Annotated in this window: 20 protein-coding genes; 11 read left to right on the top strand and 9 right to left on the bottom strand. The window is 63.6% G+C overall.

Going from position 1 to position 24773, the window contains the following annotated elements; genetic code table 11:
• Positions 1 to 41: 41 nt before the first annotated feature.
• Positions 42 to 833 (bottom strand): SDR family NAD(P)-dependent oxidoreductase, encoded by a 792-nt coding sequence (locus tag GAU_RS00345; protein WP_012681557.1) that lies wholly within the window; start codon positions 831 to 833, stop codon positions 42 to 44.
• 68 nt (positions 834 to 901) lie between these two features.
• Entirely contained in the window at positions 902 to 1486 is a 585-nt protein-coding gene (locus tag GAU_RS20095) for a TetR/AcrR family transcriptional regulator (RefSeq protein WP_012681556.1), read from the bottom strand.
• 85 nt (positions 1487 to 1571) lie between these two features.
• Here GAU_RS20095 and GAU_RS20090 point away from each other — a divergent pair, with 85 nt between their 5' ends.
• The 3 genes from GAU_RS20090 to GAU_RS00325 all read left to right on the top strand — a co-directional run bounded on the left by GAU_RS20090 (position 1572) and on the right by GAU_RS00325 (position 5120).
• Entirely contained in the window at positions 1572 to 3203 is a 1632-nt protein-coding gene (locus GAU_RS20090; RefSeq protein WP_052574158.1) for a serine/threonine-protein kinase, read from the top strand.
• A 27-nt stretch (positions 3204 to 3230) separates the two neighbouring features.
• Positions 3231 to 3842 (top strand): YbhB/YbcL family Raf kinase inhibitor-like protein, encoded by a 612-nt coding sequence (locus GAU_RS00330; RefSeq protein ID WP_197526025.1) that lies wholly within the window; start codon positions 3231 to 3233, stop codon positions 3840 to 3842.
• Positions 3843 to 3980: 138 nt separating this feature from the next.
• Positions 3981 to 5120: a hypothetical protein gene (locus GAU_RS00325; protein ID WP_012681553.1), complete on the top strand. Its 1140-nt coding sequence runs from the start codon at positions 3981 to 3983 to the stop codon at positions 5118 to 5120.
• A gap of 33 nt (positions 5121 to 5153) precedes the next feature.
• On the opposite strand, the gene GAU_RS00320 is transcribed toward GAU_RS00325, so the two are convergent.
• A complete protein-coding gene (locus tag GAU_RS00320) occupies positions 5154 to 6041 on the bottom strand; it encodes an alpha/beta fold hydrolase (protein ID WP_012681552.1) in 888 nt (295 codons plus the stop codon).
• Positions 6042 to 6174: 133 nt separating this feature from the next.
• Here GAU_RS00320 and GAU_RS00315 point away from each other — a divergent pair, with 133 nt between their 5' ends.
• The 5 genes from GAU_RS00315 to GAU_RS00295 all read left to right on the top strand — a co-directional run bounded on the left by GAU_RS00315 (position 6175) and on the right by GAU_RS00295 (position 11375).
• Positions 6175 to 6528 carry a PadR family transcriptional regulator gene (locus GAU_RS00315; protein WP_012681551.1) on the top strand — a complete coding sequence of 118 codons (354 nt, stop codon included), beginning with the start codon at positions 6175 to 6177 and terminating at the stop codon, positions 6526 to 6528.
• A 2-nt stretch (positions 6529 to 6530) separates the two neighbouring features.
• Positions 6531 to 9230, top strand: coding sequence for an ADOP family duplicated permease (locus GAU_RS00310; RefSeq protein ID WP_012681550.1), 2700 nt, complete (start codon positions 6531 to 6533; stop codon positions 9228 to 9230).
• Positions 9230 to 9955: an ABC transporter ATP-binding protein gene (locus tag GAU_RS00305; RefSeq protein ID WP_012681549.1), complete on the top strand. Its 726-nt coding sequence runs from the start codon at positions 9230 to 9232 to the stop codon at positions 9953 to 9955. Before GAU_RS00310 ends, GAU_RS00305 begins: the two co-directional genes overlap by 1 nt.
• Before the next feature lie 85 nt (positions 9956 to 10040).
• Positions 10041 to 10595, top strand: a complete 555-nt coding sequence (locus GAU_RS00300; RefSeq protein ID WP_012681548.1) for a DUF7010 family protein — start codon at positions 10041 to 10043, stop codon at positions 10593 to 10595.
• A 30-nt stretch (positions 10596 to 10625) separates the two neighbouring features.
• Positions 10626 to 11375: a GNAT family N-acetyltransferase gene (locus tag GAU_RS00295; RefSeq protein WP_156798830.1), complete on the top strand. Its 750-nt coding sequence runs from the start codon at positions 10626 to 10628 to the stop codon at positions 11373 to 11375.
• An 821-nt stretch (positions 11376 to 12196) separates the two neighbouring features.
• On the opposite strand, the gene GAU_RS00290 is transcribed toward GAU_RS00295, so the two are convergent.
• Positions 12197 to 12880: a hypothetical protein gene (locus GAU_RS00290; RefSeq protein ID WP_012681546.1), complete on the bottom strand. Its 684-nt coding sequence runs from the start codon at positions 12878 to 12880 to the stop codon at positions 12197 to 12199.
• A 293-nt stretch (positions 12881 to 13173) separates the two neighbouring features.
• On the opposite strand from GAU_RS00290, the gene GAU_RS00285 reads away from it, so the two are divergent.
• On the top strand, positions 13174 to 13452 hold the full coding sequence (locus tag GAU_RS00285; RefSeq protein WP_012681545.1) for an Ada metal-binding domain-containing protein: 279 nt from the start codon (positions 13174 to 13176) through the stop codon (positions 13450 to 13452).
• Positions 13449 to 13757 carry a putative quinol monooxygenase gene (locus tag GAU_RS00280; RefSeq protein ID WP_012681544.1) on the top strand — a complete coding sequence of 103 codons (309 nt, stop codon included), beginning with the start codon at positions 13449 to 13451 and terminating at the stop codon, positions 13755 to 13757. The genes GAU_RS00285 and GAU_RS00280 overlap by 4 nt, the downstream gene beginning before the upstream one ends.
• On the opposite strand, the gene GAU_RS00275 is transcribed toward GAU_RS00280, so the two are convergent.
• Positions 13738 to 14793, bottom strand: coding sequence for a YncE family protein (locus GAU_RS00275; RefSeq protein ID WP_156798829.1), 1056 nt, complete (start codon positions 14791 to 14793; stop codon positions 13738 to 13740). The two genes, GAU_RS00280 and GAU_RS00275, sit on opposite strands and share 20 nt — an antisense overlap.
• A 199-nt stretch (positions 14794 to 14992) precedes the next feature.
• Between GAU_RS00275 and GAU_RS00270 the strand changes: the two genes are divergently transcribed.
• Positions 14993 to 17638 (top strand): M14 family zinc carboxypeptidase, encoded by a 2646-nt coding sequence (locus tag GAU_RS00270; protein WP_012681542.1) that lies wholly within the window; start codon positions 14993 to 14995, stop codon positions 17636 to 17638.
• A 139-nt stretch (positions 17639 to 17777) separates the two neighbouring features.
• Here GAU_RS00270 and GAU_RS00265 read toward each other — a convergent pair whose 3' ends face one another.
• Genes GAU_RS00265 through GAU_RS00250 form a run of 4 tightly spaced genes read right to left on the bottom strand, consistent with a single transcriptional unit; the run spans position 17778 to position 24773 of the window.
• Positions 17778 to 18986 carry a pyridoxal phosphate-dependent aminotransferase gene (locus GAU_RS00265; RefSeq protein WP_012681541.1) on the bottom strand — a complete coding sequence of 403 codons (1209 nt, stop codon included), beginning with the start codon at positions 18984 to 18986 and terminating at the stop codon, positions 17778 to 17780.
• Between the two features lie 53 nt (positions 18987 to 19039).
• Complete coding sequence (locus GAU_RS00260) at positions 19040 to 21238, bottom strand: hypothetical protein (RefSeq protein WP_012681540.1); 2199 nt, start codon at positions 21236 to 21238, stop codon at positions 19040 to 19042.
• Positions 21238 to 23256, bottom strand: a complete 2019-nt coding sequence (locus GAU_RS00255; RefSeq protein WP_012681539.1) for an ABC-F family ATP-binding cassette domain-containing protein — start codon at positions 23254 to 23256, stop codon at positions 21238 to 21240. The genes GAU_RS00260 and GAU_RS00255 overlap by 1 nt, the downstream gene beginning before the upstream one ends.
• Positions 23253 to 24773, bottom strand: coding sequence for a lysophospholipid acyltransferase family protein (locus tag GAU_RS00250; RefSeq protein ID WP_041265097.1), 1521 nt, complete (start codon positions 24771 to 24773; stop codon positions 23253 to 23255). Before GAU_RS00250 ends, GAU_RS00255 begins: the two co-directional genes overlap by 4 nt.

Genomic DNA, 24773 nt, shown 5'->3' with positions numbered 1-24773 from the left:
GGCTTGATGATGGCGTAGGAGTACGTGGCGCGGCGGTGTGATTACACCGTCGCCATTTCCTGCGACATCTGCTGTGACACCTGCTGCTCCAGGGCCTTCGGGTTGGCGAGATACTGCGCGCCCTGCGCCAGCGCGACCACATCGGGAAGAATTTCCTGCGTGCCGGCCTCGATACCGTCGAGAATCGCATTCGCCACATCGAGCGCGGGGGTTTTGTCGATCGGCAGATCACGTCCCATATCGGTGTCGACCGGGCCCGGGTATGCACCGAGTACATCGACGCCATGCGGCGCAAGCGTATGACGCCAGCCCTGGGTCAATGAATGTGTGGTGGCCTTGCTGGCACTGTAGGTGGGCGCCGCCGGGAAGCTCACGAAGCTCACCACCGAGGCGATGTTCACCACGGCAGCCCGGCGCGGTGTGCTGACAGGGGATGTCTGCGTCGACGCAATGAGCGTCGAGGCAAAGGCCTGCGTGATCGCATGGGGCGCGATCGCATTCACATCCAACTCACGACGCAGATCGTCTACCGTGGCCGCTTCGGTGATCGGACGGAACGCGGCCGCCACGATACCGGCGTTGTTGATCAGCAATGTGGTATCCGTGGCCAGCGCCGCAGCCGCGCGAATGGCTTCCGTATCGGTGACGTCGAGCTGAACCGGGACGACCTTGCCCTCACCCGTGGCCACCAGCGTTTCGAGTGAATCGAGCGAACGGGCCGCGGCATACACCTTCTGGGCCCCGCGTGAGAGAAGACTCTGGACCAGAGCGGCGCCGAGACCCCGGTTGGCACCAGTGACAAAGGCAACGCTACCCGCGATGGACTGCGACATGATATGCTCCTTATTGAACGAACGGTCAAAAACAGAGCCAAAGAAACGCGGGGACGGTCCCCGCGTGATCAGCTCGTGATTTGTTGCAACAGCAGGTCTACACTCGACTGCAGTTGTGCGGCCGGCACACCGGAACGTGCCAGAATGGGAATTCCGAAGTGCTGTGCCATGACCAACGTGGTCACGGTGGCCGGGGTCAGTCCGGGCGCGAGTGCACCTACCGCGGCGGCCTGTTCGATGAGCCGGCCAACCCACGTCTCGATCCGCGTACTGTTCGCACGGCAACGGGCGAGAACCTCGGCATCAGTGGTGCCGAATTCCGTCATGGCCTGCACCATCAGACAGGCGCCGGGCGCATCGGGCGCTGTGGCGGTGTCGATGGTCGCGCGCAGCATGCAGCGGAGCTGCTCCAGGGGAGCGGCACTGCTGAACGCGGTGACCGGCATGTGCCGCTCACCGAGTGTGGCGTAGCGTTCCAGCGCTCGGACGAACAGCGCGTGTTTGTCGCCGAATGCGCAGTACAGGCTCTGTCGGCCGAGGCCCGTGGCCGTCTCGAGGTCGGCGATGGACGTGTTGGCGTACCCACGCTCCCAGAAGGTGCGGGTCACCTGGTCGATCACCTGATCCTCGTCGAACTGTCGCGGGCGAGCCATGGGATGAACATGGCAATTATTGAACGATCTGTCAAGAACTCAGTTTCGACCTTGGCGTGGCCACGGCTGGGTGCGACTGTGTGGCATGGATTGGCTCACCGACGCTGTGATTCACGGGAAGTACCGCATTGGGCGGTCGCTGGGCGAGGGAGGCATGGGCGCCGTGTACCTGGCCGAACATATCGGCATCGGGCGACGCGTTGCGGTGAAGGTGGTGCACCCCGCGCTGCTGGCCGACCCCACCGCTGCGGAACGTTTCACCCGCGAGGCACGAGCGGCCGGTGGACTGCAACACCGCCACGTGGTGAACGTGACCGACTTCGGTGTCGACACCATCGCCGGTCACGATGTGGCGTACCTCGTCATGGAAGCGTTGCACGGCGAGACGCTCGAAGATGTGTTGGCCAGCCAGGGCTCGCTGCGACTGCCGCAGGTGGTGGATATCGTGACCCAGGTGGCTTCGGCGCTGACGGCCGCACACGCGCGTGGTGTGGTGCACCGCGATCTCAAGCCAGCCAACATCTTTCTCACACCCGATGCACGCGGCGGATTTCACGTCACGCTGCTCGACTTCGGCATCGCGAAGCTGCGTGACGACACCTTTGCCCGGCACAGCCTCCCGTCCGGTGACACGGTAGGGGATCACGGGGCGTCGGCATCGAATCCTCTGGCCACCCAGGTCGGCGAATCGATCGGCACGCCGGCCTACATGTCTCCGGAACAGTGTGTGGGTGATGCCGTCGATGCGCGCAGTGATCTCTACAGTCTTGGCGTACTCGTCTACCAGATGGTCTCTGGTACGCTGCCCTTTCGCGGCGATACGATGGCGCTGCTGCATCAACACTTCGTCGCCGAAGTACCCGCGCTGCCGTCGTCTGCGCAGGTGCCCGCGTCGGTGGAAGCGGTGCTCCGTCGCGCGCTCAACAAAGATCCTGATGCGCGATTTCAGTCGGCCGCGTCGTTCGCCGCCGCCCTGCGCGCGCATGCGATGGGATTCGGTGACAGCATGCGCCGTGCGCTCGCCATCTTTGCCGAACGCATGCCGGAGCTGAGCGCGCTGGGGCTGTGTTTTGCGCTCCCCGGTGTTGCCGCAGCGCTGATGGGACTATCGCTCGCCTGGCTGCCATTCCCGCTCAACATCATGCCATGGATCGTGTTGTTCAACGTGGCACTGCTGATGAGTACTCCGCTGGCGATGGCCAGTATCGCCACGGTATTCAGCGACATCCGCGAACGTCCATTTCACACCATCACCTGGCGTGAGGCGGCGCGGCGTGTATCGGGCGCCGGCTCGGGTGGCAGTGCCATGGCCCTGTACGGTGGCTGGCTCCGCACGGCCGTGGGTGCATACATGCGCGCGAGCCGAGAATCGGGCGGTGGTGGCGTCAAGACCATGCTGCACTTTGTCGATCGCTATCGGCACGGTGGTACACGCAGCAGCGCCGAACGTCTCCGTCAGATGGCCACCGCCATGCCAGGCCGCGCCTTTGCCACCATGGTGATGGCGCAGTTCGCCGCACTGATCCTTCTGCCCGCATTGGCAGTGTTCACCGCGCTTGGAGCGGCCCACGTCAGCGGTATCAGCGGGGGAGCACGTACACTGCTGGTGGCGGTTGCAGGTGGTGTGGCGTTTGCGGCCGCCCTGTTCCTGCAGGTGTTCATCGCATTGGTGGATGTCATGCTCTACGATCTCGCGCACGATATGACCGGTGCGTAGACACAATCAAACTTGGGGAGATTTCACGTGAGAACCATTGCATCGATCGTCGTCAGCGGACTTCTGGTGACCATGCCGTTTGCCGCCGCCCCATTGGCCGCGCAGCAACCGGCGGCCGCTTCACCAGCGCCGGCCATGGTGCTCACGGTGCAGGGCTTTGCCGATGGCGCCGACATTCCCGTGAAATTCAGCCAGGCGGCTCCAGGCGTGGCGCCCGGTGAAGGCATGTCCCCCGCGATCAACTGGACCAATGTCCCGGCCGGCACGCAGTCATTTGTGCTGAACATGCGTGACCTCGACGTCGCCCGAAATCGCACCACCGAAGACCAGGCGCACTGGGTGGTCTGGAATATTCCCGCGTCTTCGAAGGGCATGACCGAGGGCCAGCCGAAGGGCGCGCAGTTGCCTGACGGCAGTTATCAGCACAGCGCCACGGGGCTCGTGTATCGTGGACCGGGTGCGGCGGCCACGGGCCCCAAGCATCACTACATCTTCGAGATCTATGCGCTCGATGTGAAGCTCGACGTGACGCCCGGCGCCGACGCCTTCGAGTCGCGCACGAAAGTGTTTCAGGCCATGCAGGGACATGTGCTGGGCAAGGCTGTGTACAGTGGCCTGTTCCGCCGCCCCGCACCGTAACACGGCCATCTCGCGCATGGCGAGGAGTTTTCCCGAGTGCTAAGCTGGGGGACTTCCAGATGGGAATTCAGTGCCAATCATCCGTAGGCGGTGAAGGTCGGTGAGTGGCTTACATAAAGTGCAGACAGGAGATGTGGCATGACCATTCGGTATATGGACCTCGGCGGCGGGAAGCGACTCAATGACATCGTCATGGTCGGCACTCACGACGCGGGCATCACGTCCGGTGACAAGAATGTGCAGACGCAAAATCTGGACATTGCCGGCCAGGCCGCCGTCGGTGTGCGTTTCTTCGACATTCGTGTGGCTGCCAAAACGGTCACGAACAATGGCGTGAAGGAACTCCAGATGCGCACGTTTCATGCCGACGGTGCGTTCGTGAAGAACTCGTCCAAACATAGGGTGGTCGATCAGGCCGTCGGCGGAACTGGCCTGTCGCAGAAGGTCACCCATACCCACCTGCGGGCAGGTGATTGGGGCGAGACACTGCAGGATGTGCTGACACAGGCACGGGATTTTGTATCTGCACCCGCCACGAACTCCGAATTTCTGATTCTCAAGTTCGACAAGTGCACGAACTGGACGCTGATCGCCGACGCCTGCATTCACATTCTGGGCGCGCACATGTATACGGACGGCGGCAACGTCAATCGCAAGACGCTCAATGACCTGGCCGGCAAGGTCGTGGTCCTCTTCTCGCCGAAGGGTAAAGCGGAACATCAGGCGATGCATGGCGTTCCGCATCCCGGCATTCTGACATTCGCCAACCTCGCCAAGGGTGACAGCAGCTCGCCCAATGCTGGCTACCAGCAGGTTTATGGAGGATTGCAGTACTACGGCAATTTTGGTGCGACGGCGATGAAAACCACGCGCAGCAAGAAGTTGACCACGAACACCAAGAAGCAGGTGCAGAACATGTCAGACGCGTCCCTCATACCACCTGACGTGATTCGCATGATGTACTGGACCACAACCGGACTGCGGGAAAGCATCCAGAACCGCGACAAGGAAATGTGGCTGCCGCCCAATCTGCGTGGCTTCCTCGAGGCGTGGGATGCGGGTATGGGTGTCGGGGTCAGTGCGCATTCTCCCCTGGGTTTCGGGGGCGCAGCCGTGATGGGCGCGGTGCAGATCAAGCGCTACATGCCGAACATCATCATGATCGATTTTGCGCACATCAGTAAATCCGTCCTGATCTACAATCTCAACAAAGTGGCGGCTGGAGAGATCAGTTCTCAGGAATCGCTCATGGGAATGCTCGTCGAACGATTGGGCTGAACAACGTTGCCCATGCGGAGCGCGTGCGGGATATCAACTGCCCACGCGCTCCAGCAATCCCGCCACCGCAACACGCACCACTCGGACATGAGTGAACAGACACACATGTCCCCCGCCATGCAGGGCCACCAGATCCGCACTCGGCGCGTCCTGTGCAACGCGCTCGCCATGCGCAAAAGGCACCACCGGGTCGTCCACACCGTGCACCACCAATACGGGCACGGTGAGACCATCCACCGGAATGGCGCCAAGCCGCGCACATTGCTCCATGTCATTGATCGTGCCAGCCATGCGCTGATCCACGCGCGTCAGTGTATCCACCTGCAGTTGCCGCAGCAGTGACCCTGCGATCGGATCGGCCAACGTCGCCCGACGCAATGCCGCATCGGAAATGGATCGTTTGGCCACCGACTCGGGGCTCATCGTGGCGCGCCATCGCATCGGGGCCATGAGCCACGGGTATCGCGCCATGCGCTGCATCTGCGGCAAGCGCGTCCGCATGCGCGCCGGTGGTTCCAGTGTGCCCGTGCACGCCGACACCAGCACCAGCCCCGCACAGCGCTCGGGATGGCGCAGCACAAAATGCAATGCACTGGGACCGCCCGCCGACACCGCGATCACCAGCGCACGCTTCACCCCCAACACGTCCAACAGAGCCACATGACGCTCGGCCTGCGCCTCTGGCGTGGCGCCACCGGCCAGCGGCGTGCCGAAGTATCCGGCGCGAGAGGGCGCGATGACACGATGCCGTCGCCAGTCGGGCAGTGCGGCTTGGGCCAGCAGAAAGGCTTGATCGTGACCGCCCATACCGCCGTGCAGCGCCAGCACCGGCAGGGCACCGGCGTCGCTCGTCGCTTCGATCACGAAAGACTCGACCGGGCCAGCGGCGGTCTCGATCACCTGAGGGTCATGGGGCAACATGCTCAACAATACCCGGCCTCCGGCGCGGATCGCACAACGGCCAACGCCCACATGTAAACCCTCCGGCAGGTGGGGCTGTCAGAAGGGAAGTCCGTCTTCATATGTAGACCTCCTACCTATAGTCATTCAACCTATGCCCACCCCGAAAACGCCAAAGCAGGATCTGCCCCGGCGGGAGTTGCCCAACGGGACGCTGGAGATGCTGATCCTCAAGACCATCTCGGTCGGCACCATGCACGGGTATGGGATCGCCCAGCACATCCAGCGGGTCACCGATGGTGTGTTGTCGGCGGAGCAGGGCTCGCTCTATCCGGCCCTCGAACGTCTGCTCAACAAGGGACATGCCACGGCGAAGTGGGCACAGACCTCCACCGGTCGACAGGCCCGCATCTACACCATCACCGCCAGCGGACGCAAACAGCTCGCGGCGCGGATGGCTGACTATGAACAGGTATCGCTCGCCATCGAGCGGCTGTTGCAGGCCTGACCATGTCCATTTTCGACGGATGGCGTCATCGACTGCATGTGCTGCTCAACCGCTCGGCCTACGATGAAGAGCTCGCCCGCGAACGAGCATTCCACCTCTCCCTCGAGGAGATGCATCAGCGGGCCGATGGTCATGCACCACCCGAGGCTCGTGCTGCAGCGCGCCGGCGATTCGGCAATCACAGCACACATGCCGCCGCGCAACGCCAGCTCGCGCCACTGCATGCGCTGAGCCAGGTCGTGCAGGACGTGCAATTCACCCTGCGACAATTGCGTCGTGCTCCCATGCTCGTTGCGGGCGTGATCGGCACATTTGCCATTGGGATCGGTGTCTCCACCGCCATCTTCGATCTGCTGGATCGCACCATGCTGCGGCCACCAGCACTGCTGGCGCACGCCGATCAGATGCATCGCGTGGTGTTTACCGGTGGTGACTACGGGCAACCCTACCCGGGCACCGACTACCGCACCTTTCTCGATCTCGAGCACGGCACCTCCAGCTTTGCGCAGATGGCGACGTACTGGTCGAGCAGCGGCACGGTGCTCGGCACCGGAGCTGACGCCGAGGAGCAGCCCGTCGCGGCGTTCAGTGCGGCATTCTGGTCGATGTTCACCATGCGACCGGTGCTGGGCCGCTTCTTCCGCGTCGACGAAGACCAACCGCCCGCTGGCGAACGTGTGGTGGTGCTGTCTCATGCGTTCTGGCAGACACATTATGGCGGCCGCTCCGATGTGCTGGGCACCATGCTGCAAGTCGGTACCACGAGCTATCAGATCATCGGCGTGGCACCGCCCTCTTTCCGCGCGCTGTCTCGCGGCGCCGCGCCCGCGGTGTTTGTGCCACTCAGTACGGTGGGCGCCACCGTGATGGGCCCTGACGATCCGGGGCGCTGGGCCCGCAGCTATGGCGGTGGATGGTTGACCATCGTGGCGCGTCGCAAGCCGTCGGTGAGCACGGAGCAGGCTACCTCCGACTTGACACAGGCGTACTTCAAGAGCCGCGCACAATCGATGCAGGAGCTGTCGCGCACGCCGGCTGTCAATGAAGTACCAGCGCGTGCCATCGCGGCGCACATGCTGCCCGAGCGCGGTCCACAACGCTCGCGCAATGGCAACATCGTGGTGTGGTTGGCCGGCGTCGGTGTGGTCATCCTGCTCATTGCCTGCGCGAATGTGGCGCACCTGCTGGTGGTACATGCCGATCGACGAGTGCACGAATTTGCCGTGCGCAGTGCGCTGGGAGTGTCACGTTGGCGACTCGCCCAGCAATTGCTCACCGAGAGCCTCGTATTGTCGCTCGCCGGTGGTGTGGTGGGCAGCGTGATGGCCGCGTGGTCCGGCAACCTGCTGCGTCGTCTCGTACTTGGTGTGCCCCGTGATGGCACGGGTCCGTTGGTCGACTGGCGTGTGATGATGGCGGCCGGCGGACTTGCGCTGGCAGCAGGAGTGCTGGCGGGGTGTTATCCCGCATGGACGGCGCTCACGCGTCCTGTGGCGGTGGGCCTCAAGGCCGGCGCCCGAGCAGGCAGTCGTGAGTCGTTGTTCACACGACGCGTGTTGCTGGGCCTGCAGGCTGCGTTGTCGGTGATGCTGCTGGTGGGTGCCTTGCTCTTCGTGCACAGCATGCGACGGGTGCAGGCCTTGCCGCTGGGCTACGATGTCGCGCATTTGCTGTATCTGCGCCCACAGGAACGTGCGGTATCGCTCTCTGTCGATGAACGGGAGGCGCTGCTCACGCGCCTGATGGATGCCGCGCGCACCATTCCCGGCGTCATGCAGGTGTCGCGGATGTCGAGCGTGCCGTTCTGGAATGCGCGCTCACCGCGGGTATTTCGCAGTAGTGGAGATTCGCTCCCACGCGACTGGCGTGTGGTGCAACAGGCCGCGAGCCCCGGGTATTTCGCTGCCATGGGCACCCCGTTGTTGCGTGGTCGTGGCATCCTGGAGAGTGATCAGACGGGCAGTGAGCCCGTGGTGGTCGTGAGTGATTCTCTGGCAGCACGCATGTGGCCTGGACGTGATGCCATTGGCGAATGTCTGCGTGCCGGCTCCGCAGATGCGCCGTGCGCCCGCGTGGTGGGTGTGGCCGCCGCCATCCGTCGTGATGGCCTGCTCGAAGATGCGGGCAATCAGTACTACATCCCGGCCACGCAGGCACGTCGTGGTGATGGTGGCATCGTGGTACGTGTCTCGGGAGATGCCGCGGCAAACGCCGAGCAGGTGCGCCGCGCGCTGCAGCCCCTGTTGCCGGCTGACAGCTATGTCACACCACTGCCGCTCGCGCAGGTGGTGGACCCGTTGTTGCGCTCCTGGCGGGTGAGTGCGCTGCTCTTTACCACACTGGGAGTGCTGGCGCTGGTATTGGCTTGTGGCGGGTTGTCGGCAATCATCGCGTACGACGTGACCCGCCGCGCGCACGAGCTGGCGGTGCGTCTGGCATTGGGCGCGCGCAATCAGGCTATCGTGCGACTGGTGTTCATGGACACCATGCGCATCAGCGTACTGGGCGTGGGCATTGGCGTGGCACTGACCATTCTGCTTGCACCATACCTGCAGTCACAACTGTTCGAGACACCGGCCCGCGATGTACGAGCCATTCTCATCGCCGCCATCACCTTGCTGGTTGCCGCGGCTGTTGCCGCCTGGGTGCCGGCCATGCGCGCAGCCCACATTCCACCAGCGCGTGCGCTACGGGAGGGCTGATGACGATGACCACATCTCAAACCCTTGGGGCAACGTCTTTGCCGTGCATCGTGCAGCTCGAAGGTATCGGCAAGGTGTTCGCTACCGACGAGATCGATACTCACGCACTGCAGGATGTATCTCTCGAGGTACAACGTGGAGACTGGGTGAGTATCGAGGGACCCAGTGGCAGCGGCAAGAGCACCTTGCTCAGCATACTCGGCTTGCTCGACACGCCGAGCAGCGGCCACTACCTGCTGGCCGGCACACCAGTGAGTGCACTGGGCGTGGACGCCCGCGCCGACGTACGACTCCAGCAGATCGGCTTCATTTTCCAGCAGTTCAACCTCATCACCGATCTCACGGTGGGTGAAAACGTAGCGTTGCCACTCACCTATCGTGGGATCGCCCCGGCAGAACGGGAGGCGCGGGTTGCCGATGCGCTGGAGCGCGTCGGACTGGCGCACCGGGCGAATCACTATCCCTCGCAACTGTCAGGCGGCCAGCAACAACGTGCCGCGGTGGCACGGGCTGTAGCGGGTGACCCGGTGCTGCTATTGGCCGACGAACCCACGGGCAATCTCGACAGCGCCAGTGGGGATGCCGTCATGACATTGCTATCGGAGTTGCACGCCGATGGCGCTACGCTGGTGATGGTCACTCACGATGCCCGCTATGCGAGTCGTGCACATCGCACCATTTCACTGTTCGACGGCCGGATCGGCGAGCCCGTTGGCACGGGTTGACCTGCCCCATGGTTGCACCTGACGAGCAGCGGAATCGCCGATACACTTCGGTAGTCTCAGCCTATTCGCCCAAGCTCACTCGCTCATGTCCGATACATCGTTTGCCGTTGCCCAAGCCGATATGCGCCACGGTTACCTGCACGGCGCTCCCGGTGTTCTGGTGTCCGGTCTGGTGTGGCTCACTGCGGCGTTGATCGGCGTGGTCAGATCGGACACGGCGGCGGTGTATGCGCTGCTGGTCGGCGGTATGCTGATACATCCACTCAGCGTGTTGCTGACCAAAACGCTGAGACGCCCGGGCGCTCACACCAAAGGCAATCCGCTCGGCACATTGGCCATGGAAGGCACGTTCTGGCTGTTGGCCGGCATTGCCATTGCATGGGGCATGCATGTGGTGCGTCTGCAGTGGTTCTTTCCCACCATGCTACTCCTGATTGGCGGACGCTACCTCACATTCCGCACACTCTACGGGCTCCGCGTCTACTGGGTGCTTGGTGCCTCCCTCGGTGTCGCCGGTCTGTTGCTCGCCGTGCTGCTTGTGCGACCATCCTGGGCGGCATTCACCGGGGCCGGCATTGAACTGGCCTTTGCCGCCGTGCTCTTTGCGCAGGCTTCGAAACAGAACACCACCGCCACCTGATCGCACGGTCGTTACGCCCAGCACGGCTGGTTGACACGTTTCACCGGGCGCCGCAACGTATGGGCCATCGAAGTTGCTATCTGCCCCTGCAGAACCGAGCGGGAGTCACATCGTTCGCGTCTGCACCCCTCGATGGTCAGGCCGCAAATGTCTGCTGGCGATCCGGAAGCATCGTTCACGCTGATCACTGATCCCGGAAGCGACGCCTTCGCGCAGTTTTTCGCGATATACGAAGCGTCGATACCGGAATACGAACGTAAGTCTCGTGAAGCCATCGCCGCGCTCGTGACGCGCGCGGACTACCGGATCGTTGGGCTCGAGATGAACAACGACATTGTCGCGTTTTTCATACTCTTCCTGTCGACGGCCCATTCCCTCGGACTGCTCGAGTACATGGCCACGACGAGTTCGGCCCGCAACGGGGGATTGGGTTCGAAGTTGTTCCGGAAGGCCGCCGAGCTCGCAGGGGAATTGCCCATGCTGGTCGAAGTGGATTCGGAACGGGAGGACACACCCGACCGAGCACTCCGCGTGCGCAGGAAGGAGTTCTACTTCAGGCATGGTTGCCGGCAGATACCGCATCTCGACTATCGGATGCCGATGGTCGGAAGTGCGGAACCTCCGACAATGGATCTGTTGCTGTATTGGAAAGAACACGAGGAAGTGCTGTCTCCTGGACTCGTGCGGCAATGGCTTGAACACATCTACGTCGATGTCTATGGCTGCAGTCGCGATGATGGGCGAATCGCGACTATGGTCTTGAGCGTCTCTAAAATCTGAGAATCTGACATGAGCGCACTACCCGCACTTGATACTCTTGCATTGGGCAATTTCAAGGCAGATTTGGGATGGGGAGACGTATTCTTTGTTGTTGCCGCACTATCATCAGGTTTGTGGACTCTGGTGCTCCTGTGGCGAGAAGTGAGGAATCTTGAGCGAACCAATAGGTCTGCTCACTATTCAGAGTTGGATCGCAACTACACCGATATTCTTCTTCAAGCCCTCGACCGGCCATACCTTCGAGATCCCACAAGAATTGCGAAGTACGTCGACTGGCTTGCCAAGCGAGAGAATGGAGAGTGCGACGAAAAAAATGCCTGGTCAGACCCAGAGCTAGCCAAAGAAGCTCCCATTTACGATACGTATGCATTGGTAACCATGAATTTCATCGAAACGATTCGTGATAGATGCCACGAAAGTTCTGGTACTTCTTGGTTGCGCTCTAAGAAAGGGTCGAGGGGGCGCTTGGTAACGACATGGAAACCGATCATCGCGTCGGAGTGTGACCTCCATCTGAAATGGTTCCTGAACGACACCCTGACCTCCAGTGATCTCAAGAGCACCCGGAAGTTCTGCTTGGGATTTGTTGACTTTGTAATTCAAAGGGGATGGACGAACCCTGCACATACATGGGGAGATGGGTCTAGATGGCAGCGAAAGAGTGCTCTGGAGCGGTGTAGGCTGGTTGCTCGATCTCGAGCTCAAGAACGACAACCTCAATTGCGCACAACCACCTCGACCTAATACACAACGCCCCCGGCAATACTCTGCCGAGGGCGTCGTTGGTACTGTCCAACGGATCTGGCGTTGGATCAGCGGACTTACATCACTTCGACCGCGACGTGGTCACCGGTCTTGAGCTTCAATACCTGCGTACTCAGCCCCACGTCACCGGCCGGGCGCATCAACACGCGCACACCTTCGCCGCTGCGCAGCATCGATACCGGCAGGCGCAGCGTGGTCATGCCGCTGGCGCTCGCTTCACCGATCTTCACCGAGTACGTGCCCTGCTCGGCGTACACCGCCATCGCCTTGTTGCGACGATTGTCGATGGTCACCGTGGCCGCGGCGCGCTCTTCGCTCGTCAACGGCACCGCGATGCTATCGGTCCACGTCACACCACCGGCCGGTGGAATGAGCAGACCAAGCTGACGCGTGCTGGCCGCCGGCAAGGCGCTGGCCACAAGGTCCGGGCCGTTGCCCTGCGTACGAGCGTAGAAATGCAGCGCGTTCTGACCGCGCGCGGCCGCAGCCGGAATAGCCAGCGACGTCACCGCACCCGCCGGCACCACCCCCAGCTTCCGGTCGACACCACCCGTCTGCATGAACACCGTCACAGCCGCGTTCCGGTCGTTCTGCACGGTCAGCATGTTCTTCACTTCACCCACCACGCGTGCGGCAGGCAAACGCGTCGGAGGCTGCGGAGTAGTGGTCTGCGCGCCGATATTGGCGGCACCCAGCGTCAGCGTTGCCAGCCCAACGGCCAGCCGAATCGTATTGGTCATCGTCAGGTCCTCGCCTGAGAGTCTGTACAGAAACACCGGCGGTTGCCGCTTCGCGGCTCGCGGCTTCGCAGCACCTGCCGGAATGTCGAGGAGCCGTCCACCCCGGTCTGTCGGGGAATTGCGGCATGGTGCGGGAGTTTCCCTGAGGCTCTCAAGAGCCTGCTCGAACCGCACGGTGATATCCGCCATGGTCACGCCCGCTGCCCGCGGACGGCTCTTCTTTTATTACCCCGGGCAGCCCCGGAAGGTTGATCAGGCTCCCGATGCCGGGCGGGACGGGCTATGCTGAGGGCATGACGAGCCCAGACCCCACCCCAAAGCTGTACCAACTGGTCGGCCCCGACGGCACCCGCTACAGCAGCCCTGACAAGGGTACCCTCGGCGGCTACCGCAAGGAACGCCGATATGGCCGGCTCGACTGCAAGGCTGCCCGCCGAGCGCTGGCCACCGGCCGCGGCTATGAGCAACAGCGGGTCTTTTTTGCCGATGAGGCCGCCGCGATTGCGGCCGGCTACCGCCCCTGCGCGGTCTGCATGCCCGAGGCTTACAAGGCATGGAAGACAAAGGGATGATCATTACCCAGGTGCACATTCACGTACTCCCCGAGCATGTCGACGCCTTTCTGGTCGCCACACTCGACAATGCCCGCAACAGCGTGCAGGAGCCCGGAGTCATCCGATTCGACGTGCTGCGCCAGGCCGATGATCCGACCCGGTTCTCCTTGATGGAGATTTACCGGGACGCGCAGGCGCCGGTGGCCCACAAGGAAACCGCACATTACGCACGCTGGCGCGATACCGTCGCGCCAATGATGGCATCTCCACGTACCAGCGTGCGCTACGAAGCCGAGTTCGTGCCTACTTCGTCGACGGAATGAACGGCGAGTAGCCCACACCGTCTGAGCCAGCCCCGACGGTGAGCGTCTTCACGACTTCACCACGCGCGATGTCCACCACGGCCACCTTGGCCACGGCTTTCAGCGTGACAAACGCATAGTTGCCGTCGCGTGAGATCGTCACGCCCTGGGGGGACGCAGGACGTGCGGTCGCATCGGCACCGCCGGCCGGTGCCTGCGCTGGAATGTCGATGGTCTTCCGGATGGTGTGCGTGGCCACATCGGCAATGTGAATCTTCTCGCTGCCCGGATCAGAGATGATCGCGGTGCGGTTGTTGGGCGTGATGCCGATACGATAGGCCATGCCGAAGCCCTCGATGCGATGCGTCACGGCACCGGTGGCGGCATCGAGCGCATACACCAGGTGCGATTCGTTGCCCCCTACCCAGACTTCCTTGCCGTCCGGCATGACGGCCACGCCTTCGATACGCGCCCCCACCGGCCACGTGCCGGTCACCTTGCGCGTCTTCACGTCGATGGCACTCACACTCATCGCGGCGATGTTCGTGGTGTAAGCATGTCCGCCATTCGCGGTGAGACTCACCATGTGCGTGGTGGCCTGCCCGGTGCTCATCGACGAGTCGATCGCCTGTGTGTCGAGATTCATCAGCAACACACGCTGCGCACGTTCGCCGGTGATGAGCAGGTTTTTGCCGTCGGGCAAATACGCCAGGCCATGCGGCCGCTGGTTGCCCGCACCCAGCTCGATGTAGCGCGGTTCCGCCGTGGGTTTGGTCAGATCAAACACGGCCAGCGAGCTGCCCACCGAATTGCGATTGCCGTAGATGGCGACCACCGCCTGCTTGCCATCAGGAGAAATGGCCACCTCGTGCGGGCCTTCCCGCACGGGAATCGTGGCGAGGTTCTTGGCGCTGGCCACGTCCACGATGGTCACCGAGTGCGCGTCCATGTTGGAGGCGACGATGGTACCGCGTGGTTGGGCGGACAGGGCCGAGGTGGCAGTGAGCGTTGCCGTAAAGAAGGCCGCGGCGACCGGAAGTGCGCGTCGAGATGCCATGGGCGGGAGAGTAGTGGCGTGCGGAGGGGTGGGCACCGAGAGGGCGGTGCTCGTCCCACAATGATCCGCTCTGGCCCGCCAGCGGCAAGCACAGCGTGACAAGTGGCCCGGGAGACGCGACTTTACGCGTGTCAGCATCCCGAGGTGCACCGTTCTGTCGTCCGATGCCCTGGCGCCGTCGATCCTTCTCCAGCTCTCGATGATTCGCTCCACGTTCGCTTCCACGCTCACCGCACGCGTCGCCGCCCTGCTGGGCCTCGGCGCTTCCCTCGCGCTCGCCCCAGCGGCTGAGGCGCAACACACCTTCGCCGACCCGGGCGCCACCTTCGACCCGGCAGTGCCCACCCCCCAGGCCATTCTGGGATATGAGCTCGGCAGCCGCTTCACCACGCACCGGCAGATGATGCGCTACATCGAGCGCATCGCGGCCACCAGCAAGCGGGTGAAGGTGGACACCATCGGTCGCTCCTTCGAGGGGCGCGAGATGCTGCTGCTCACCATCTCCAGCGAAGCCAATCTCGCGCGTGTTGCCGAAATCAAGCGCGACGCTCAGCGCATCGCCGATCCGCGTGGTGCCGGCGCAGGTGACATCGACGCGGCCATCAAGCGCCTGCCGAGCATCGTGTGGCTCGCCCACTCGGTACACGGCGGTGAAGCATCCGGCGTGGAAGCGGGTCTCGGTCTGCTGTATCAGTTGGCCGCTGGCACCGATGCCAACACACGCATGTCACTCGACAGCACGGTGGTGCTGATCGATCCCAATCAGAATCCTGACGGCCGCGAGCGCCATACGCACGATATCGAGCGCATGTGGAGCCCGATGGGTTTGGCCAGCGATGCCAGTGCGATGAACAACGCCGGTTCGTGGCCTGGTCCACGCACCTCGCACTACTACTTCGATCTCAATCGCGACTGGTACGCCCAGTCGCACCCGGAATCACGTGGCCGTGTACGTGAGTTCCTGAAGTGGATGCCACATGTGGCGGTGGATCTGCACGAGCAGGGTTCGAGTTCGTCGTTCTACTTTGCCCCGCCACGTGAGCCGGACAACCAGAACAATCCCAAGCACCTGCCGAAGTGGTTCGACATCTTTGCCGCGGCTCATGGCGCGGCATTCGATGTGCACGGCTGGTCGTATTTCCGTCGTGAAGGCTACGACTCGTTTTATCCGGGCTACGGTGAAGGCTGGCCGATGCTCACCGGCTCCGTGGGCATGTTGTTCGAAAGTGCATCCAGCGCCGGCGGTTCGGTGATGCGCAATGACGGCACGCTGCGCACGCTCAAGCAGGCCGCATGGGAACACTTCACGGCCGAATGGGCCACGGTGCGCACGTCGGCCAGCCGGCGCACGGAGTTGTTGCGTGACTACGCGGCGGTGCGTGCCGGTGCGATCACCACGCACGCCAAGGGTCCGATGCGCGGCATGGTGTTCGCGCGCGACGCCGAAGGCCGTGCCGATTCGCTGGCGGTGAAGCTGCTGGAGAATGGCCTGGAAGTGCAGATGGTGCGTGGCAGCACGACGCTGCCGTCGGCCACGTCGTATTTCCAGGGTACCACGAGTGCGGTCACGCTCAAGGACGGCGGCTATGTGGTGGATTTCGCGCAGCCGATGGGTCACCTGGCGAAGGCGCTGCTCGAGCCCGATGCGGCACTCGACTCGGCGTTCCTCAAGTTCGAGCTCGAGCTGCGTCGCACGGGTCAGCGCAACCGCTTCTACGACATGACGGCGTGGTCGCTGCCGTTGGCGTGGCGTGTGGAAGCCTGGACGGTGCCCGCGATGCCGGCCGGTCTGGTGGCCGCAGAAGTGCCGAGCATGAACATCATGGGCGTGCCACGTTCGAACTATGGCTACGCGTTCGCACCGGGCAGTGAGTCGAGCATCCGCCTGCTGGCGTCGCTGCTGTCGGATTCCGTGCGTGTGTGGTATGCCCCGAACAGCTTCACATCGAAGGGACAGAAGTTCCCGAACGGAGCGTTTGTCATTCGTGTGGCGTTCAATCGCCCGGAGGTGCACGACATCATCGTGCGTCGTGTGGCGGAAGCGCGGGCGACCATCGTGCCCATTCCGTCGGCGGGTGTGGATGAAGGCACAGATTTGGGTAGCAACTCGGTCATTCCTGTGCAGCGTCCGAAGGTAGCGCTGCTGGGTGGTGCACCGGTGAACGGCACATCGTTCGGATTCAGTTGGTACGCGATGGATCAGCGCCTCAAGTATCCCTCCACGATCATCGACGCCAACTTCGTGGGCAGTGGCGATCTGGCGCAGTTCACCACGATCGTGGTGCCGTCGGTACAAGCGGCCGCGCTCGACCGCGCCCTGGGCGACGGTGGCCGTGATCGCCTGGTGAACTGGGTGCGCAACGGCGGTACGCTGATCGCGCTCGACGCCGCCAGTGCATGGCTGGCTCAGGAGCGTGTGGGCCTGGTGCGCACGCGCGTGCGTCGTGACTCAGCCCGCGCCGACAGCGCCGGTGGTGCGCCGCTACCGTCGAGCCTTCCGGGTGTGATGGCCCGTGCATCGATCGACACGCTGTCACCGCTGATGGCCGGCATCACCAACAAGGAAATCCCGGTCTTCGCCAACAGCGACCGTGTGTTCACAGTGCCCCGTGATCTGCGCGCGGGCGAAGCCATCGTGCGGTTCGCTGCCGCACCCCGCGTGCGCATCTCCGGTTTCTACTGGCCCGAAATGCCGGCGCGCATTGCCGGCTCACCGTATCTGTGGACTGAACGTGCGGGCCGAGGTCGTGTGATCCTGTTTGCGCATGACCCGGTGTACCGAGATCAATTGCGCGGAACGCTAGCCTTGTTTGCCAACGCGGTGTTGCTTGGCGGGAGTTTCTAACCGCAACAGCGCACAGCGGGGGGGAACACAGACCACACAAGAAAAAAGGCAGAGGACACAGATACAGCCAAAAAAAAGTGGTTGTCGTATCTGTGCCCTCTGCTCTTTTTTTGTGCTCTCTGTGTTCCCCCCGCTGTTGTTACAGCGAGGCCTTGTACGCCGCTGCAAAGCGTGGAGCGTCGGCCGCACGCATGCCACAAATGCCGACACGCAAGCCTTCCGGCATGGGGACGACGAACACATCGCGTTCCTGCAAACGCTCGGTGACCACCTGCGGATCGGCGGCGGCGAGTGTCACGAAAAAGCCACCATCCCACGCCGCGCCCGGCAATCCTTCGGCACGCAATGCCGCATCGAGCGCTTCGGCACGTGCGGTGAGCACGGTGCGCCACTGCGCATGCTCGGCGGCAAGTGCGGCCTGCGCATCGGCGTCCTTGGAGAAGCGGGACAACACACTCATCGGCGCCCGCGCACAATTGCTCCAGGTGCCGCGGCAGCTCGTGACCAGTGCCGATTGCAGCGCCTTGTCGGCAGCCCACGGGAACACCAACGCGCCGGCGCGTGACCCGTACAATGTGAACGCCTTGCTGAGGCTCAGGCTCGCGCCCACCAGGACGCTGCCTTCGGCACCAAACGCCGCATAGTCTTCGAGCGCCTCGGTCACCGCCTGCGGATCGCGTGCATAGTCGAGATACGCCAGGTCGAGCAGCAACGTCACCGGCCCCTGCGACGCGATATCGCGCAACACCGACAGCAGTGTTTCACGATCGGCGCGCGTGAAACTGCGGCCCGTCGGATTGTGGCATGGATCGTTGAGCCACAACAGCAAACGCCCCTGTTCGTCGAGCACATCGCGCATGGCTTGCTCCCAGGCGCCCACATCGAGCGCTTCACCGGGCGCCGGGTATGGCACCGTGGCGATGCGCACACCACCTTCCGCAGCGATGGTGGCGTAGGGGCCCCAATAGGGGGCCGCCGTCACCAGTGTATTGCCACGCTCCAGCAGATTGCGCAGCGTGAGCGCCAGCGCGCCCGAACCACCCGGCGTGGCCACTCCGATCCCGTAGCTCGTGAGCGACGGCCAGTGGCGCTGAGTGAGCGCCAGCAAAAATGCCGGATCGCCGGCAATGGGCGCGTACGGCGCCACTTCCATGGGCGTGAGCTGACGCCACTGCTGCATCACACTCTCCAGCACCACCAGCTTGCCGGCATCGTCGAGCAGCGCACCAACCGTCGCGTTGATGACACTCGCACCGCCGGCCGCACGTCGCTGAGCGGCGGCGTTGAGCGTGAAAATCAGGTCGTCGCCGGAGAAATCGCGACGTGAAGGCAGAAGATGTGGGAGCATGACTGAAACATAGTGCGCCCGCCCGCCGCGATCATGCCCGCTTCACCGCAGTGTCACCAGGCCTGCCCGAAACTCACCAGCATCTTCCACGGCGCCGCATGATCCACCGGCCGTGTGCCGCCCACAAAGACGCCACCGCCAAAGAAGCGCACGCCGGCAGTCACACTGGCCCGGATCCGCTCGGTGGGACGCGCCACCGGGGCCCACGACGCCAGCAACGTGGGGTCGGTGACCGCCAGTCGATCGATGGACGCGCGCGCCGCAGGAGTGGGAGCATCGGTCCATCCACTCTGCACGCCCACGCTCAGGCCCGGCGACAACGCCGGCAACCAGAATCGCGGAGTGACACGAATCGGCGAGCGCAAAAACGGCGAGATGTACAACAAGCCGGCCCGCACCGCCGCCGCGCGCGATCCGGCAAACTCCTTGTCTTCGTACCCCGGCAGGCTCTGATAACGACCCAACTCGAAGAGCTGCTGCGACGGGATCCGGTTACCGATCACCTGGCCCACATCCGCACGGGCCACCGCCGTGAACGGCCCCACCGGCCGGCGGCCACTCACCCGGGCTTCCATGCGTTGCCATGACAACGTGCCATCGCCACGCTCATAACTCAGGCGCGCACCAATGCCGGGCGCCACGAATTCCGCGGCCGCGTCGGGATGCCACTCGATCAGCATCGCGCTGCGCACATAGCCGCCAGCATCCACACCCCGATTGGGACGATAGGCATCACCACCGATCGGGCTCCGCACATAGTTGGACGCGCTGTACCGATCGTCGGCCACCCCCACTTCGGCCCGCATGATCGCACGACGCACGCCCAACGTGCGCACCACAGCCGCCGTGGCACTGGTGCGCGACACATAGTCGTATGGGTCGAGCGAGGCGAAGAACGCACCGAAGCTGTTCCCCGAATCGAGTGGCACGCGGAAGTCATTGGTGTTGTCCAGCGACCGGCCCCCACGGGCTTCCAATGTCCACGGACCACGCTTGCGCGTCACCTGCACCCGGCCACGCACGGTCTGCTCGGCCCATGCATAGCCAGCGTTGGCGCGCACCACCACACCGGGAGCACGATCACGCAGCGTCCACTTCACACCACCGCCAGTGAATAGTCCTTCCACCCGATTGAAGTGAATCACGTCCGACGCCCGCGGGGCTGAGAAATCGAAACGCGGCGGACCGGTGGTGCGCCAACGATCCGGGCCGATGTCATCGAAGTCGTCGGCGTGCATGCCGGTGGACAACAGACCGATGGAGGCACGCCAAGCCGAGTAGCTGGCGAGCGAATCGTCGGGGGCGTAGGACAGTCGACGACGCGATGCGAGACGCAGCGAGTCCTGCGCCGCCAGTGTGGCCGCACTGAGTGCCGTGTCATTCACTTCGAGATCGTAGAAACGCGACACGATACGAATGACCGCGCGTCCGTCACCAATGAGTGGCAACATGGCCTGCAATTCGATGCGTTGACGCGCTGGTAACCAGTACGTGCCCATGCGTTCGGCGTTTTCGTACTCCACAAACGCCACCGCATCACCGAATGTCGCCCCCACCGAACGACGCGGTCCATTGCGCCGCACGAAGTGTCCGCGCATGCGCACCAGCGTTCCCCGCGACGCGTCGAGCGCAATATCGCCATCGAACAGCACGACGTCCTGCGTGAGATCCGTGCGCGGCTGCACCCGTACCTGCACAATGGGAATCACCCGGTCACCGGCGCGCATGGTGACCACCGTATCCCCACCCGTAAAGCGGTAGTACCGCTCGCGGTCCGTCGCGAGTGGGTGAATGGCCGGCAGTGTGTCGGAGCCATCACCACGTCCTACGCGCGTGCGCCCACGCGGGCTCGGGCGCGCATTGGCGGCTTGCGGGCGGATGCGCAGGCGGTTGCCATACAGCACCGGGTTGAGCCACCCCGACTGCAACAGCGACAGCATCGACATGTTCACACTGAGCTGCTGCGTGCGATAGCCGCCGATACGCTGTTCGTACCCACCGGCACGATTCCATTTCATGGAGCTGGCCACCTGTTCGATGGCCGCCACCATTTCGGTGCCTTCCTCACGCCGCAGCAGCGTGGAGATTTCCGTCTCCACCCGCGCACGATACGAAATCAGGCTGTCCGGCAGCCGGTTGCGCTGGCTGGCATCGTCGAGCAGTTGACGCAATGGCACCGTGGCAGATTGCGCCGCGAGCGTGGCCGGCATCAACAACATCACCATCGCCAACACGACGCCGCGCCACATCATCAGACCGCGCCCGATTTTTGTACGCGTTCGGCGGCTACGCCCCAGTCATGCATGGCCTGCTCGAGTGATTCGCGCGCTTCGTCGAGTTCCTTCCCCAACTGTGCGGCCTTCTGGATCCCGGCCGGCGTGTCGTACAGCGTGGCGTTGTCCAACTGTCCGCTCAGGTCTTCGATCTTGGTCTCCAGCACCGACACCAGCAGCTCCGTATCGTGCAACGCCTTCTGGGCAGCGCGTTGCTCCCGACGCAGATCACTCGGCGACAGCGTAGTCGACGCTCCGTTCGATGCCGACGATCCGTTGCCACTCTTTTCGCGCGCCTTCTGTTCGTCGCGTTCGCGATCACGCTGCTTCGCCGCACGCTCCGATTCCCTTTGCGACTCGGCGCGCGCTTCCTTGTCCTCGCGCATGCGACGTTCGGCCCGCAGCTCCTCCCATTCCACGAAGGTGCCCGGGAATACCTTGAGTTCCTGATCGCGCAGTTCCCACACCTGCGTGGCCAGACCACGGAGCACCGCACGGTCGTGGCTCACGATGAGTACACTGCCCTCGTACTCCTCCACCGCGTCCTCGAGCACTTCGATGCTTTCAACGTCGAGGTGGTTGGTGGGCTCGTCGAGAATGAGCAGGTTGTTCGTGGACAACGTCAGCAGCGCCATGGCCACCCGTGCGCGCTCACCACCTGATAGCGTGCCGATGGTGCGCTGCACTTCGTCGCCACTGTAGCCGAACCGACCGAGATGCCCCTGCACCATGCGACGCTCCCAGAGCGGGCGCTGCGTGGCGATGGCTTCGTAGATGGTCAGATCAAGCGGCAGATGCGCGAGATCCTGGCGATAGTAGGCCACGGTGGTGCTGGGCCCCGTCTTCACTTCTCCATCCAATGGCTCGTGCTCACCCAACAGTGTCTTGATGAGCGTGCTCTTGCCGGCCCCGTTGGGACCCACCAGCGCGACCACTTCATTGCGCTCCATGACCACGCTCACGTCCTTCACCAGCGTGCGCGGCCCGTCGGGCGTGGGTACGCCCACCGTGACATGCTGCGCTTCGATCACGCGGTCTCCACTGCGGTTGCCCGCGCTGAGCCGCAGTGCCATCACACCATCGGCGCCAATGGGGGCTGACAGACGTGGCATGCGCTCGAGACGTTTGCGACGTCCCTTGGCCTGCGCCGTGTTCTGTCCGGCAATGTTGCGCGCGATGTAGTCACTCTCGGCAGCAATCACTTTCTGCTGCTTGTCGAACTGCCGTAGTTGCGTGAGCCGGCGTTCTTCGCGTTGCTGCACAAACGACTGATAGCTGCCTGTATAGGGAAACGCCGAGCCGCCCTCGAAATGCAGCACATGATCGGCAATCGCAGCCAGAAACGCGCGATCGTGGCTGATGCAGATCACCGTGCGATCGCTGGCGGCGAGGTGTTGCTCCAGCCACGCCGTCGTCTCGAGATCGAGGTGATTTGTGGGTTCGTCCAGCAGCAGCAGATCGGAGGGTGTGGCAAGCTGGCGGGCGAGCGCCACACGGCCACGTTCACCACCGCTCAGTGTGCCGATGCGCGTCTGTCGCGCGGCATCCGGATCAAAACCCACGCCCATCAACACGCTGTCCACCTTGGCCGCCATCTGATAGCCGCCGTCGCGCTCGAATCGTTCGAGATCGCGACCATAGCGTTCCATGGAGGATTCGCTGTGGTCGTGCTCCAGATTCGCCGCCTGCTCGGCCAATGACCGCTCCAGCGCACGCAGGTCGCCAAACGCATCGGCGACGATATCCCACAAAGACTGGTCTTCGGGAAAGCGGCGGTGCTGGTCCATCAACGCCACCCGCAATCCCGGCATGCGGGCCAGTGACCCTCGTGTCGGCGTCAGATCGCCCGTGATCAGGCGAATGAGCGAGGACTTTCCGGTACCGTTGCGTCCCACCACGGCCCAGCGGTCGCCGGCAGCCACGGTGAAGGAGATGTCCCGGAAGATCTCGCTGGCGCCAAAGTCGACGCCCGCGTTCCCGATCGAAATGAGGGTCATGCCTGCTGCGAACCTGCTGTGGAATTGCGACAATGAGCACTGCGCGGCGAATGAGGCAGTTTAATCGAATCCGGATGTGGATCCGGGTCGGATTCCGCCCATTGTGCCACCAGCGACACATAAGCCGTGGCGAGCCGCTGCCGCTCGGGCTCAGACCAGCCACGCACCCGTGCCATGAATCGCCATCGGCGCCACCGATGTCGCCAGGCGACCGCCACATCACCGAGCCGCGGCGCAACCGGGAGCAACAGCAACGCCCACCACGCACCGATGCCGGCAACGTGCAGTCCTGCCGCAAGGAACGCGGTGAAGATCAGGTACCAGACCAGCACCAGGTAGAGCCCAGGTACATACGTGAGCGCGATCAGGTCCACCGGCGCCTTGGCCAGTCGCCTGGCCAGCTTCCAGACGGCGACAAACGCCGGTCCGTGGATCAACCATCCCACGGCGGCGAACGGTGCCCCGATGGCGAGCGCGCTGACCGTTCCGGCGGGAGTGGTAGCGCCGGTGAGCGCCGCGCGCAGATCGGCATGATCGCGCGCCGAGGTCCCGATACCACGGGCGCGCTCCACCGCTGCAGCGAGCTCATCGGCTATCGTTTGCATGCGAACCAGCATGGCCGACGGTTCGTTTTCCGTGGACCACTCGGCCAGCGTTTCGGCATGGCGGACCAGTCCGATGGCGGCGCGGAGCGGATCGTTGGTATCGAGTCCAGCGGCGACGGCGGCCACCACACGATCACGTGCTTCTGCCGCCGGCCAGGTGGGTGCATTGCGGGTGACCGCGCGTAAGGCGTCATGCAAGGCAGTGGCGAGCTCAGCCGAAAGACTTGGCGGCCGCGGTGACCCATCGCCATCCACGCACTTCGCCTCACGCCAGGCGCGCAGCGAAAAGCCAGGTCCGATCACGGCACAGCAGTCACTCCCAGGTCGGCTTGGCGCCTCGTACTGCACGCCAAATGGCACGATAGTCAGATCTTTCGCGCCACTATCGGAATACTCAAAAAGCATTTTCACAACACCGGCTCGTGGTTTGCCGACGTATGGCACGTTGTGCACACCACCTTCCGGGAACACGCCAACCGCATGACCGGCCAGCAGGGCCTCTCCCACCAGATTTCCAGCGGCGGCATTCACGGCCTTCATGTCGGTGCCTTTTCGCCGCTCAGCGCGAGCGTCTCGCACCCGTACGACCGGAATCACCCCGAGCCCTTCGTATACCTTCCGGGCCGGCCAACTGGAGGCCGCGGACAAGGTCGCGATGTAGCGTAGCGGTCTTCGGGTCACGAAGAACCCCTGCAGCACATCGGGCAGGTCGTTCGGGTGGTTACCAATGAGCAGCAGCGGGCCCTCGGCGGGCACCTGATCGGCACCAAACAGGTGCACCTCGCGGAACGACCAGTGCAGGCAACGACGGGCCAGGGCGCGCACCAGCCAGCGAATGGCGGGGTGGCCTTCCGACGGAGCACCCAGAGGGGATGTGGGCGCAGGCGCGCGCGGCGGCCGGAACTCGCTCAT

Origin of the sequence: Gemmatimonas aurantiaca T-27 (assembly GCF_000010305.1) — a bacterium.
Classification (GTDB): domain Bacteria; phylum Gemmatimonadota; class Gemmatimonadetes; order Gemmatimonadales; family Gemmatimonadaceae; genus Gemmatimonas; species Gemmatimonas aurantiaca.
This window is presented reverse-complemented; position numbering and strand designations above follow the sequence as displayed.

Bases quoted from the DNA above. Each gene is read 5' to 3' on its own strand.
- GAU_RS00345 (WP_012681557.1), bottom strand. From the start codon at position 833: ATGTCGCAGTCCATCGCGGGTAGCGTTGCCTTTGTCACTGGTGCCAAC.
- GAU_RS20095 (WP_012681556.1), bottom strand. From the start codon at position 1,486: ATGGCTCGCCCGCGACAGTTCGACGAGGATCAGGTGATCGACCAGGTG.
- GAU_RS20090 (WP_052574158.1), top strand. From the start codon at position 1,572: ATGGATTGGCTCACCGACGCTGTGATTCACGGGAAGTACCGCATTGGG.
- GAU_RS00325 (WP_012681553.1), top strand. From the start codon at position 3,981: ATGACCATTCGGTATATGGACCTCGGCGGCGGGAAGCGACTCAATGAC.
- GAU_RS00320 (WP_012681552.1), bottom strand. From the start codon at position 6,041: ATGTTGCCCCATGACCCTCAGGTGATCGAGACCGCCGCTGGCCCGGTC.
- GAU_RS00315 (WP_012681551.1), top strand. From the start codon at position 6,175: ATGCCCACCCCGAAAACGCCAAAGCAGGATCTGCCCCGGCGGGAGTTG.
- GAU_RS00310 (WP_012681550.1), top strand. From the start codon at position 6,531: ATGTCCATTTTCGACGGATGGCGTCATCGACTGCATGTGCTGCTCAAC.
- GAU_RS00305 (WP_012681549.1), top strand. From the start codon at position 9,230: ATGACGATGACCACATCTCAAACCCTTGGGGCAACGTCTTTGCCGTGC.
- GAU_RS00300 (WP_012681548.1), top strand. From the start codon at position 10,041: ATGTCCGATACATCGTTTGCCGTTGCCCAAGCCGATATGCGCCACGGT.
- GAU_RS00290 (WP_012681546.1), bottom strand. From the start codon at position 12,880: ATGACCAATACGATTCGGCTGGCCGTTGGGCTGGCAACGCTGACGCTG.
- GAU_RS00285 (WP_012681545.1), top strand. From the start codon at position 13,174: ATGACGAGCCCAGACCCCACCCCAAAGCTGTACCAACTGGTCGGCCCC.
- GAU_RS00280 (WP_012681544.1), top strand. From the start codon at position 13,449: ATGATCATTACCCAGGTGCACATTCACGTACTCCCCGAGCATGTCGAC.
- GAU_RS00275 (WP_156798829.1), bottom strand. From the start codon at position 14,793: ATGGCATCTCGACGCGCACTTCCGGTCGCCGCGGCCTTCTTTACGGCA.
- GAU_RS00270 (WP_012681542.1), top strand. From the start codon at position 14,993: ATGATTCGCTCCACGTTCGCTTCCACGCTCACCGCACGCGTCGCCGCC.
- GAU_RS00265 (WP_012681541.1), bottom strand. From the start codon at position 18,986: ATGCTCCCACATCTTCTGCCTTCACGTCGCGATTTCTCCGGCGACGAC.
- GAU_RS00260 (WP_012681540.1), bottom strand. From the start codon at position 21,238: ATGATGTGGCGCGGCGTCGTGTTGGCGATGGTGATGTTGTTGATGCCG.
- GAU_RS00255 (WP_012681539.1), bottom strand. From the start codon at position 23,256: ATGACCCTCATTTCGATCGGGAACGCGGGCGTCGACTTTGGCGCCAGC.
- GAU_RS00250 (WP_041265097.1), bottom strand. From the start codon at position 24,773: ATGAGCGAGTTCCGGCCGCCGCGCGCGCCTGCGCCCACATCCCCTCTG.